Here is a 12,314-nt window from a genome sequence, read left to right as displayed (position 1 = left end):
CATGTCGGCCACTGGCTGGGCGGGGCTCGTCCCGCGGGCGCGCGAGGTGTGGCAGGACGACGGCCCGCCCTTCGTGTGGGGGAGCGGTACCGCGCTCGTCGCCGCCCCCGGGGCGCGGGGCGCCGCCCGATGGCTGCGCGGCCTCGCGGCGCTCCCCTGGCGCGAGGGGGCCGGGACGCAAAAGGCCCCCGGGAAGCCGGAGCACTCGGAGCACCCGGAGCACCCGGAGCACCCGGAGAACACTGTCGAGTTGCGCATCGACCCCGGGCGCGCCCCCGAGTCCTACCGTCTGCAGGTCACCGCCGACCGGGTGCTGGTGGCGGGCGGGGATGCCGCCGGGGTGTTCCGCGGGGTGCAGACACTGCGCCAGCTGCTGCCGCCCGCGGCGTTCCGCCGGGCCGCGACCGCCGACTCCTGGGAGGTGCCGGCCGGCGCCGCCGAGGACGCCCCGCGGTTCGGCTGGCGCGGGCTGCTGCTCGACACGGCCCGGCACTTCGTGCCCAAGGACGGCGTACTGCGCACTCTCGATCTGCTCGCCCTGCACAAGCTGAACGTCCTGCACCTCCATCTGACCGACGACCAGGGCTGGCGGATGGAGATCCGCCGCCACCCGCGGCTGACCGAGGTCGGCGGCTGGCGCTCCCGCACCCGGGTCGGCCACCGGGCCTCCCCGCTGTGGGACGAACGCCCGCACGGCGGCCACTACACCCAGGACGATCTGCGCGAGATCGTCGCGTACGCGGCGGAGCGGCACATCACCGTCGTGCCCGAGATCGAACTGCCCGGGCACTCGCAGGCCGCCATCGCGGCGTACCCGGAACTCGGCTCGGCCGACGGCGGCGCGCAGGTGTGGACCGACTGGGGCGTCAGCCCGCACCTGCTGGCTCCCACGGACGAAGTGCTGCGCTTCTACGAACAGGTGCTGGAGGAGGTGCTGGAGGTCTTCCCGTCCCCGTTCGTGCACGTCGGCGGGGACGAGACGCCGAAGGACCAGTGGCGGGAGTCGGCCGTCGCCCAGGAGCGCATCGCCCGCGAGGGGCTGCGCGACGAGGACGCCCTCCAGGCGTGGATGGTGCGGCACTTCGACCGCTGGCTCGCCGAACGCGGCCGTCGGATGATCGGCTGGGACGAGATCCTCCAGGGCGGCACACTGCGGGACGGGCTCACTCCGGGAGCGGTCGTCTCCTCCTGGCGGGGGTACGAGGGGGGCGTCGCCGCGGCGCGCGCCGGCCACGATGTGGTGATGTGCCCCGAGCACGAGCTGTACCTCGACCGGAGGCAGGCGCCGGGGGAGGACGAGCCCGTGCCGCTCGGGTACGTGGCCACGCTGCGCGACGTGTACGGGATGCAGCCGGTGCCCGCCGAGCTGGCGCGGGAGGGGCGTGCGGAACGGGTGCTGGGGGTGCAGGCCAACATGTGGACCGAGTGCGCCGAGAGCATCCAGCGGCTGGACTACCAGATGTTCCCGCGGCTCGCCGCCGTCGCCGAGCTGGCCTGGTCCGGACCGGGCCACCCCTACGAGGACTTCGCGACGCGGCTGGCGGACGTGCACCTCGCCCGCCTCGACGCCTGCGGGGTCGCCTACCGCCCGGCTGCCGGGCCCCGGCCCTGGCAGCGGCGGCCCGGGATCCCGGGGCGTCCCCTGGAGTGAACAGGCCCCCCACACGTCCCTTTCCCCGACATTTCACAGCCGACACGGGTCAAACCGTGCGAAAGGGCCCATCCCAGGCCCTCGTGTCAGGCGCGGGCCGAGATGTGCCAGAGTTGCCTCGTCCGGGCTGTGAGCACGTACCGTACGGCAGTGCAGCCGGGAGCCCGGTATGTCGGGGAAGGGGCAGCAAGGTGAGCACGCACGTACGGCATGCACCAGACGGCGAACGAGCCGCGCAGGCTGTGCCCCCTGCCGTCATGCTCCCCGCCACCCTGGACGAGGCCGTCTCGGCGCTCTCCGCCGTACCCGCCGCCGTACCGGTCGCCGGGGGCACCGATCTGATGGCCGACGTCAACTCCGGCCACCTCCGCCCCGCCGCACTGGTCGGCCTCGGCCGGATCAGCGAGATCCGTGGCTGGTCCTACCAGGACGGGCACGCCGTGCTCGGCGCCGGACTCACCCACGCGCGCATGGGACGCCCCGACTTCGCCGCGCTCATCCCCGCGCTCGCCGCCGCGGCCCGGGCCGCCGGACCTCCGCAGATCCGGAACGCGGGGACGCTCGGCGGCAACATCGTGAGCGCCTCGCCCACCGGGGACGCGCTGCCCGTGCTGGCCGCGCTGGAGGCCACCCTCTCCATCGCCGGCCCGGAGGGGGCGCACCGCGAACTCCCGGTCAGCCATCTGCTCGCCGGAATGGACATCCTCCGGCCCAGCGAGGTCGTCGGCTATGTGAAGGTCCCGCTGCTGCACGCCCCGCAGACCTTCCTCAAGGCCACCAGCCGCACCGGGCCGAGCCGCGCCCTGGCCTCCGTCGCCGTCGTCCTCGACCCGATGCGGCGCGGCGTGCGGTGCGCGGTCGGCGCCGTCGCACCGATGCCGCTGCGGCCGCTGGAGGCCGAGCAGTGGATCGCCACCCTCATCGACTGGGACGGCGACCGCTCGCTGGCCCCCGAGGCGCTGACCGCCTTCGGCGAGTACGTCGCGATGGCCTGCATCCCCGACCCGCTTCCGGCGGGCCCCGAGGAGAACCCGGGGCCCGCCCCCCAGCTTCCGCCCGCGGCGCTGCACTTGCGGCGTACCGTGGCGACACTGGCCCGCCGGGGACTCGGGAGGGCTCTCGCATGAGCGGCACACCACAGGCACCACAGGGCAACGGGAACGGACACCGGAACGGGGGCGCGGGACCGCACGCGGGTGCGGAGCCGCACGGACATGTGAACGCGCACACGGACACGGACGAGTACGGCAACGGCGCGGTCGGCGCCGCACAGTACGGCGGCGATCCCTGGGCCGCGCAGGGCGCCGCACCCGACCCGTACGCCCAGCAGCCGGAGCACGGGCAGCACGTGCCCAGGAGTTGGGGCGGCGGCGAGTACGACGCGGACGCCACCGCCTTCGTGCAGCTGCCCAGCGGAGGCTTCGGCGAGCTGGCCGAAGCCGCACCGCTGGCGGCGCCCGGCACCGGGCAGGGCGGCTACACCCCGCCGCCCATCGACCCCTCGCACCACCCCGCGGACGGCGGAGTCCCCGGTCCCGGCGCCGATCCGGCCGCCGGGGGGCACTGGGTGCTGCCGTTCGCACCCGGAAGCGAGCCGGGCGCCGCGGACCCCGGACCGCAGGGGCCCGGTGGCGTCGACGCGCAGCCCGCGCAGTACGCGGCGCCCGAACCCGGCCCCGGCACATTCGGCGGGCCCGGCCCCTACCCGCAGGAGGCGCCGCACCCGGCCGCTGCCGACGGGTCGGCGGGGCTCGGCCAGGGTGCGGCCGCCGCGCTGGCCGGCTCACACGAGGCCCGTACCGGCCGCCGCCCGCTGGGCCCGGGTGTGGCACCCGCCCCGGCGCCGGACGGCAACCCCGAGCCGACCGCGCCCGGTTCGCCGCCCCCCGGCGCGCCCGCTCCGGACCCCGCCCCCGCGTCCGCGGCAGCTCCGGAGGCGCCCGCGCCCGCCTGGACGCCCTCCTCGCCGACGTCGGCCCCGCGCTGGGACTCGGCGGCTCCCGCCCCCGGGCAGGCGCCGCACCCGGACGTCCCCGGACCGCCGCCCGCACCCGAACCGGGCGGCGCCGACCGCCCCTTCCCGGGGGCGCCGGATGCTTCCGCGCCCGGGTACCGGTTCCCCGGCGCCCCCACCGCGGACGGACCCGCCGGGACAGCCGACGCCGAGCCGCGGCACCCCGGAGACCCCGACACCGCGGCACCCGCCCCGACGGAACACCCGCAGCAGCCCGAGGCGCAGTACGGAACGGCCGGACAGCCCGCCGCCGGCCCCGGGATCGTCGCGTCCGAACCGCCCGCGCCGCCCGCCGCTCCGGAGCACCACGCGGACGCCGAGGTGACCTCGCTGGCCGACGCCGCCCCGGCCCCGCTGCCCGCGCAGCGGACCGCCGCCCCGCAACCGGCCGGCGCGCCGGTGGAGGCCGCCGACGCCGGGCCGGCAGCCCCTTCCGCCGAGCCCTCCGGCACATCCCCGGAATCCCCCGGCGGCGACCCGGCGGACGGCTCCGCAGCCGCCGCGCCCGACAGCGGCCTGGAACCGGCCCGCCCGCCCGAGGACGGCATCCCGGAGACACCGGAGGGAGCCACCGCCCCCGCGGCCGCGGAGGAAGCGGCTCCGGTCCCCGAGACCGTCGAGACCGAGGACGAGCACCCGCACGTCTCGTACGAGTTGCGGGTCAACGGGGTCGACCGCCCCGTCGCCAGTGCCTGGATCGGTGAGTCGCTGCTGTACGTGCTGCGCGAGCGGTTGGGCCTCGCCGGCGCCAAGGACGGCTGCTCGCAAGGAGAGTGCGGGGCCTGCTCGGTGCAGGTGGACGGGCGGCTCGTGGCCGCCTGCCTGGTGCCCGCCGCCACCGCCGCCGGGAGCGAGGTCCGCACCGTCGAAGGCCTGTCGGTCGACGGCACCCCCTCGGATGTGCAGTGCGCGCTCGCCGAGAGCGGCTCCGTGCAGTGCGGGTTCTGCGTACCCGGACTCGCGATGACCGTGCACGATCTGCTGGAGGGCAACCACGCGCCCACCGACCTGGAGACCCGCAAGGCGATCAGCGGCAACCTGTGCCGCTGCTCCGGGTACCGCGGGGTGGTGGACGCCGTCCGCACCGTCGTGGAACAGCGCGTGGCCCGGGCCGAGTACGAGGCGCCGGAGGCGCACCCGGCCCCCGGCGGGCAGCACCACGCCCCCGGCCCCGACCCGCAGGGCGGGTACGACACCGCCGGGTACGGGCAGCAGCCCGGCGGCTACGAGCAGGACACCTGGGCCGACGGCGGCTACGGCCAGGGCGGCCACCAGCAGGGCGGCCACGGCCCCGACGGACAGCCGACGCCCCCCGCCGAGGGCTACGGCACGGACGGCTACGGTACCGAGGGCTACGGCACCGAGGGCTACGCCGGCGCGCCCGGCTACGGGCCCGACCCGGCAGCGCCCGGGTACCCGGGCCCGCCCGAGGTCCCGGGCGCCCCCGACGGCGGGACGTGGGACGAAGGCGGCTACGGCGCCCACATCCCACACCAGAGCCGGTACTCCGGGGACGGCGGCGCGTCCTGATGCGCCCCGCCCCCGCTGCAGCGTCCCCCACCCCCGGGTGCACCGCGAACGCACCCTGCACAGAAAGGCGGCGGCATGACGGAAACGGCTGACGGGCACCCCGGCGCCGGAGGCGCCGCCCCGCTGCCGGGCCCCCGCGGTGAGCCCGACCCGCACGGCCTGGGCGTCTCCGTCCTCCCCACCGACTCCTACGCCAAAGCCCAAGGCACCTTCCCCTATGCCGCGGACCTGTGGGCCGAGGGGCTGCTGTGGGCCGCGGTGCACCGCTCGCCGCACCCGCACGCGCGGATCGTCTCCATCGACACCGAAGAAGCCGCCAAGATGCCGGGCGTGCTGGCGGTCATCACCCACGAGGACGTCCCCGGCGACTCGGCGCACGGCCGCAGGATCGCCGACCAGCCCGCCTTCGCCCGGGACGTGGTGCGCTACTTCGGCGAGCCGATCGCCGCCGTCGCCGCCGACCACCCGGACACGGCGCGGCTGGCCGCCGCGGCCATCGCCGTCGAATACGAGGTGCAGGAAGCCGTCACCGACCCGGAGAAGGCGTTCGAGGCCGAACCGCTGCACCCGGACGGCAATCTGCTGCGGCACATCCCGCTGCGCTACGGCGACCCCGAGGCCACCGGCGACGTCATCGTCGAGGGCCTCTACCGGATCGGCCGCCAGGACCCGGCTCCGATCGGGGCCGAGGCCGCGCTCGCCGTACCGCGCCCGGACGGCGGTGTGGAGATCTACACCGCCTCCACCGACCCGCACACCGATCGCGACCTGGCAGCCGCCTGCTTCGGGCTCCCGCCCGAACAAGTCAAGATCGTCGTCACCGGGGTGCCCGGATCCATGGGCGACCGCGAGGACGCGGCGCTCCAGATCCCGCTGGGACTACTGGCGATGCGTACCGGCTGCCCCGTCAAGATCGCGCTGACCCGCGAGGAGTCCTTCCTCGGGCACGCCCACCGTCACCCCACCCTGCTGCGCTACCGCCACCACGCGGACAGCGCGGGCAACCTGATCAAGGTCGAGGCGCAGATCCTGCTGGACGGCGGCGCCTACGCGGACACCTCCTCCGACGCGCTCGCCGCCGCCGTCTCCTTCGCCTGCGGGCCCTACGTCGTCCCGCACGCGGTGATCGACGGCTGGGTCGTCCGCACCAACAACCCGCCCTCCGGTCACGTGCGCGGCGAAGGCGCACTCCAGGTGTGCGCCGCATACGAGGGCCAGATGGACAAACTCGCCGAACGGCTCGGCCTCGACCCCGTCGAGGTGCGCAGGCGCAACGCCATGGCCACCGGCGACCTGCTGCCCACCGGCCAGACCGTCACCTGCCCGGCGCCCGTCGCCGAACTCCTCACCGCCGTCCACGAGGCGCCGCTGCCCCCCCTGCCCAAGGACGCGCCCGAAGCGGACTGGCTGCTGCCCGGCGGCCCCGAAGGCGCCGGCGACCCCTCGGCTGTCCGGCGCGGCGTGGGCTACGCGCTCGGCATGGTCCACATGCTCGGCGCCGAGGGCACCGACGAGGTCTCCACCGCCACCGTCAAAGTCAGCGGCCCCGTCGCCACCGTGATGTGCGCCGCCGTCGAATCAGGCCAAGGCTTCGACACCCTCGCCCGGCAGATCGTCCAGGAAACCCTCGGCATCGAAGAGGTGCACGTCGCCTCCGTCGACACCGACCAGCCGCCCTCCGGCGCCAGCGGCCGCGGCCGGCACACCTGGGTATCCGGCGGCGCGGTGGAACGGGCCGCGAAAATGGTCCGCACCCAACTCCTGCAGCCCCTCGCCGCGAAGTTCGGCATGTCCACCGAACTGCTCACCATCTCGGAGGGCAAGATCACCTCCTACGACGGCGTGCTCTCCACGACAGTCGCCGAAGCCCTGGAGGGCAAGGAACTCTGGGCCACCGCGCAGTGCCGCCCCCACCCCACCGAGCCGCTCGACGAATGGGGCCAGGGCGACGCCTTCGTCGGAATGGCCTTCGCCGCCGTGCGCGCCGTCGTCGACGTCGACATCGAACTCGGCTCCGTACGCGTCGTCGAAATCGCCCTCGCCCAGGACGTCGGCGCCGTCCTCAACCCCCGCCAGCTACGGGCCCGCCTCGAAGCCGGCATCACCCAGGGCATCGGCACCGCCCTCACCGAGCACCTGCGGGTCGCCAAGGGCGTCGTCCGGCACGCCGACTTCACCGCCTACGCCCTGCCGACGGCGCTGGACGCGCCGGACATCCGCATCGTCAAGCTCATCGAGGAACGGGACGTGGTGGCGCCGTTCGGGGCGAAGGCCGCGTCGTCCGCGCCGGTCGTGACGACGCCCTCCGCGGTTGCCGCGGCGGTGCGGGCCGCGACGGGGCGGCCCGTCAACCGCATGCCGATCCGCCCGCAGGCCGCGGTCAGCTCCTCCTGACCCGGGCGCCCCCTCGCGGGGGGCGCCCCCGTCGGTTGCCTTCTTGGTGCGGCGCCGTTGTCGGCGGGCTCCGCCCCCCAGGAGCCGGTGGCCGAGCCTGCCCGTGTGCGTCCTCGTGGTCGGAGCTGCACGCGTGGTCCGCCACGAACCGGCTCAGCTGACAGGTGGTCGGCTGCACCAGGCGGCCGCACAGCGTGTCATCGGATCGTCGACCCGCCGATACGTGCCTCGCGAAGACGCCCCCGCGCAGGGAGTCGCCCCCGCGACGGGGTCAGGTGGTGAGGAGGACGCCGCCGTAGGACGCGCCCGCGACGACGATCCAGGCGCAGAGTCCGAGCCCGGCGACCCGTGCTCCGGTGCGGGTCAGCGACGGCAGATGCACCGCACTGCCGAGCCCGAACAGCGCGGCGGCCAGCAGGATCTCCTGCGCGGTGGCGGCGCACTCGAGTGCGGCGCCGGGCAGCCACGCAGTGGTCCGCAGGGCCACCATGCCGAGAAAGCCCAGCACGAAGAGCGGCACGAGGGGTGGGCGTCGGCCCTGCGGAGGGCGCGTCCCCCCCGGCGTCCGGCGAGCTCCGTGGCGTTCCCGTACGGCGAGGACCATCGCCGCGACGAGCGGGGCCAGCATCAGCACGCGGAGGAGTTTGACGAGGACGGCCTCGTTCAGGGCTTGCGGGCCGCCGGTCTGGGCGGTGGCGACGACCTGGCCGACGTCGTGGACCCCGGCGCCGACCCAGCGTCCGAACTGGGAGGCGTCCAGCCCCAGGGACCCGCGGAGGAGGGGCAGTACGAGGATGGCGAGGGTGCCGCACAGGGTCACCAGTGCGACCGAGGTGGCGACGTCCTCCTCCTCGCTGCCCCGCACCTCGCTGACGGCGCCGATCGCGGAGGCTCCGCAGATCGAGTAGCCGGTCGCGACGAGTACGGGCTGGTCGCCGGGGAGTTCGAGCCTGCGCCCGAGCCACACGGTGCCGAAGAAGGTGGCGACGACGACGCAGGCGACCATCGCCACGGTGGCCCAGCCCAGTTCGAGTACGTCGCCGAGCGCGAGTCTGAGGCCGAGCAGCACGATGCCCAGCCGCATCAGCCGCTTGCCGGCCAGGGTCAGTCCGGGGCGGGCGGCGCCGCGGACCAGGGTGCGCGGCCCCGGCAGGTGTGCGGCCGCGATGCCGAGCACGACCGCCGCCGTCAGCATTGGAACGGCGGGCACCAGGAGGTGCACGGCGGATGCCGCAGCCACGCCGAGCGCGGCGAGCGCGAGCCCGGGCAGGGGGCTCGGCTTCGGTGCGGGCGCGGTGGCGGCGGCTGCCGCGGGCCGGTCCGCGGCGCGTGGGGTCTCCCGCGCGCGGCTGCCGAGGAGGGCCATCAGGCGTCGGCCGGAAGGTCGTACACCCGGCGGACGCTGCTGCCCAGCCGGGAGATGTCCGCTCCGTAGATGTGCAGGGAGACGGCCAGGCCCTCACAGCCGTTCCACACCCGGTGGATGTCGCCGGGCGGGGCGAAGCCGCAGACGGCTCCTTGCGGGTTGACGACGTCCTCGGTGGCGACGAGGCGCGCGCTGCCGCCCGCGGCCTCGGCGGGCAGCAGCCGGTAGCGGCGCTCGTGTTCCTCGCCCTGGTGTACGCCGGTCACGCACCAGGAGACGTGGTCGTGGATGGAGGTGCCCTGTCCGGGCAGCCACACCAGGGCGACGACGGAGAAGCTGCCGTCGCTCTCCGCGTGCAGTATGTGCTGGCGGTAGCGCTCGGGGTCGGGTGCGCACTGGGCGTCGGTCAGCAGCTCGTCGGCGCCCAGGTGCGGTGCCAGCTTCTCGCCGACCAGGTACGCGGTCACGTCCGGCGGCAGCCCTCGGCCGACGGCCTCGCGCACGTCCTCGACGAGGGCGTGCAGCCGCCCGGCGGTCCGGGCGGCGGATGGGGTGGTCGTCGTCGCAGTCATACGGGCAGCGTCGCGGCGGGCACGTATCACGTCCAACGACGGTTCTTTGGCCCCTCCCTCGTATCTGCTTATGGGAGGGCGGCTGCGCTGAGGGGAGGGCTGCCCGGTCGGCTCCCGGCAGCCGGGCCTCGCGGGGGGAGGCGCCGCGGCCATGGCGCGCGGCGGCTCCGCGTGGCGGCGGTCAGCAGCCGACGCGGCGTTCCGCGACCGTGCGCAGCGCCGCCAGCACCCGTGCTGTGGCGGGTATCTCCAGGTGCTCGCGCAGCACGTAGGCGGAGACCTGGCGGCGCGAGGCGGGGTCGAGGGCGCGGCCCGTGACCTTCCGGTGGACGAGGAAGGAGAGGACCAGTCCGGGCACCATGGCGACGCCGAGTCCTTCGGCGACCAGGCTCTGCACCACGAGGTTGTCGTCGGTGGTGAAGGCGATCTCGGGTGCGAAGCCCAGCTCGGCGCATTCGTGCAGGAAGTTGGCCCGGCAGCGCAGGCAGCCGGCGATCCAGCGTTCGTCGGCCAGCTCGCGCAACTGCACGGCGCGGCGCCGGGCCATGGGGTGGCCGGTGGGCAGCAGGACGGTGAGCTGGTCCTCCAGCAGCGGGATCTCCACCAGTTCCTCGGGTACCTGTTCGCGCAGTCCGGGGTAGGTGAAGGCGAGGGTGATGTCGCATTCGCCGCGCACGACGCGGCGGAGCGATTCGGGCGGTTCGTCCTCCTGGAGCTCGACGCGTATGCCGGGGTGTGCGGCGGCGAGTTCGGCGAGGGCCTCGGGTACCAGGGTGGCGCCCGCGCTGGGGAAGGCGCAGACGGTGACTTTGCCGGCCCGCAGCCGGGTGAGGGACTCCATCTGCTGCCGGGCGGTGCTGATGGTCTCCAGGATCACCTCGGAGTGCCGGGCCAGTGCCTCTCCCGCTTCGGTGAGCCGCATCCGGCGGCCGACGCGCACGAACAGCGGGGTGCCCACGGACCGTTCCAGTGCCTTCATCTGCTGGGTGATCGCGGGCTGGGTGTAGCCCAGTGCGCGGGCCGCAGCGGAGTAGGAACCCGCGCGCACCACTTCGTGGAAGGTCTTGATGTGCCGCGAGTCGAACATGGCAGAACCATAAGCGGATTTTGGGTCGGTGTGTCAGGTGGGGTTCTCGGCTTCTGGATCACTCTGTCGGCACTGCCGCCTCGGTGGACTTCTGCGCCCCTTCCGTAACGGGCGTACGGTGCTCTGCCGGGTCCGGGCCGGCGCGCTGTTCGGGCCGCAGCCGTCGGGCCACCGCGACGCCCGTGAGGGCGACGACGGCCGAGACGGCGTACACGGCCGCGAACGCCGCCGGCTGTGCGGAGTCCGCGCCCGCACCCGCGGCGTCCGCACCACCGGTGACGGTGACCGAACCGCCGCCCAGCGCGGCGAACAGGGCGCCGGTCAGCGCGAGCAGCAGCACGTTGGAGAGCCCGTCGCTCAGCTGGAGTGCGGCGGAGTTGCGTCCGGCCGCCTGCGGGGCCGAGAGCCGCAGCAGCAGGACGCTGAGGGAGGAGATGGTCAGCCCCATGCCGAAGCAGCCGATGCCCATGGCCAGTGCGAGGCACCAGACGGGTACCGACTTCACCAGCACCAGTGGTGTGCAGCCGACGGCGAAGGTGACCAGGGACATGCCGAGGACGACGAGCCGTTCGCGGTGCGGCTCCAGCCGGGGCCGTGACTGGGCGAAGGAGCCCAGCGCCCACAGTGCGCCCCCGGCGGCGAGGGTGAGTCCGGCGAGGGTGACCGACAGCCCGCGCTGGGTCACCAGCATCAGCGGCACGAAGCTCTCCGCGACGATGAAGGAACCGGCCGCCATGCCGCGCAGCAGTACGACGGAGGGCAGCCCGCGGGCCGCGCGCAGGGTCCCGCGGGGGAGCAGCACCCGCAGCGACCGGGCCAGCAGGGCGAGCCCCGCCGCGGCGGGCGGCAGCGCGCTCCAGCGCAGGTCCTGACCGGCGTACTGCAGCAGTCCGGCGCCGAGCGCGGCGGCGACCGACAGCCGGATCCGCCGTCCGCCCTCGCGCCGGTCGCCGCCCGCGTCCCCGGACGGACCGGAGGCCGGGGGCGGTCCGGAGGCCCGGCGCTTGAGCGGCGGCAGCATCACCAGCAGCGGCAGTGCCACCAGCACCGGGATGCCCAGGAAGACCCAGCGCCAGCCCAGTTGCTCGGCGACCGTGCCGGAGATCAGCGGCCCCACCACGGAGGGCACCACCCAGGAGGCGGCGAACGCGGCCATCACGGTGGGCCGCAGATGCTCGGGGAAGGCGCGGCTGACGGTGACGTACAGCGCCACGATCACCAGTCCGCCGCCCACGCCCTGCACGGCGCGGCCGAGGATGAACAGCCACATGCTGCCGGCGGTTCCGGACAGCAGGAGCCCGCCGGCGAAGAGCGCGATGCCGGTGGTCAGCGGGGGCAGCGGGCCTCTGTGGTCGCACCACTGGCCGGAGGCGACCATGCCCACCACGGATGTGGTGAAGAAGGCGGAGAAGGCGTACGCGTAGAGCGGGATGCCGTCCAGTTCGTCGGCCGCCAGCGGCATGGCGGTACCGACGGCGGTCGCCTCGAAGGCGATGAGGAGGACGACGGAGACGATGCCGAAGGTCAGCGGCCGGTGGGCGCTGCTGAGCACGGATTCCCGCGGCCGGGTGGCGGGATCGTCCGGCGGTACGGCCGCGGGGCCGGGCTCGGTCGCTGACATGCCCACCACGGTAAGCGCCGCCCGTGGTGGAGGACACCTACCGTGGTGGGAGCTGCGGCTCGGTCGCCGGTCCTGGTCC

General features: G+C 75.1%; 8 protein-coding genes. 4 read left to right on the top strand and 4 right to left on the bottom strand.

Annotated features, from left to right (window positions below; all coding sequences use genetic code 11):
- Position 1: 1 nt before the first annotated feature.
- The 4 genes from P2424_RS11115 to P2424_RS11100 all read left to right on the top strand — a co-directional run bounded on the left by P2424_RS11115 (position 2) and on the right by P2424_RS11100 (position 7,589).
- The gene (locus tag P2424_RS11115) at positions 2-1,651 is read left to right on the top strand and encodes a beta-N-acetylhexosaminidase (RefSeq protein WP_276475598.1); all 1,650 of its coding nucleotides are present in this window, start codon (positions 2-4) and stop codon (positions 1,649-1,651) included.
- A gap of 257 nt (positions 1,652-1,908) precedes the next feature.
- Positions 1,909-2,778: an FAD binding domain-containing protein gene (locus P2424_RS11110; protein WP_276475597.1), complete on the top strand. Its 870-nt coding sequence runs from the start codon at positions 1,909-1,911 to the stop codon at positions 2,776-2,778.
- A complete protein-coding gene (locus P2424_RS11105) occupies positions 2,775-5,195 on the top strand; it encodes a 2Fe-2S iron-sulfur cluster-binding protein (protein ID WP_276475596.1) in 2,421 nt (806 codons plus the stop codon). The genes P2424_RS11110 and P2424_RS11105 overlap by 4 nt, the downstream gene beginning before the upstream one ends.
- 75 nt (positions 5,196-5,270) lie before the next feature.
- Positions 5,271-7,589: a molybdopterin cofactor-binding domain-containing protein gene (locus P2424_RS11100; protein ID WP_276475595.1), complete on the top strand. Its 2,319-nt coding sequence runs from the start codon at positions 5,271-5,273 to the stop codon at positions 7,587-7,589.
- Between the two features lie 271 nt (positions 7,590-7,860).
- Here P2424_RS11100 and P2424_RS11095 read toward each other — a convergent pair whose 3' ends face one another.
- From P2424_RS11095 to P2424_RS11080, 4 genes are all read right to left on the bottom strand, one after another.
- A complete protein-coding gene (locus tag P2424_RS11095; protein WP_276475594.1) occupies positions 7,861-8,955 on the bottom strand; it encodes a putative sulfate exporter family transporter in 1,095 nt (364 codons plus the stop codon).
- The gene (locus tag P2424_RS11090) at positions 8,955-9,527 is read right to left on the bottom strand and encodes a cysteine dioxygenase family protein (protein WP_276475593.1); all 573 of its coding nucleotides are present in this window, start codon (positions 9,525-9,527) and stop codon (positions 8,955-8,957) included. Before P2424_RS11090 ends, P2424_RS11095 begins: the two co-directional genes overlap by 1 nt.
- A gap of 181 nt (positions 9,528-9,708) precedes the next feature.
- Positions 9,709-10,614 (bottom strand): LysR family transcriptional regulator, encoded by a 906-nt coding sequence (locus P2424_RS11085; RefSeq protein WP_276475592.1) that lies wholly within the window; start codon positions 10,612-10,614, stop codon positions 9,709-9,711.
- A gap of 58 nt (positions 10,615-10,672) precedes the next feature.
- Positions 10,673-12,235, bottom strand: coding sequence for an MFS transporter (locus P2424_RS11080; protein ID WP_276475591.1), 1,563 nt, complete (start codon positions 12,233-12,235; stop codon positions 10,673-10,675).
- Positions 12,236-12,314: the final 79 nt, after the last annotated feature.

It is taken from the genome of Streptomyces sp. WMMB303 (genome assembly GCF_029351045.1).
In the GTDB taxonomy this organism is placed as follows: domain Bacteria; phylum Actinomycetota; class Actinomycetes; order Streptomycetales; family Streptomycetaceae; genus Streptomyces.
The sequence above is the reverse complement of the archived record's forward strand: the minus strand, read 5'-3'. Positions and strand labels throughout refer to the sequence as shown.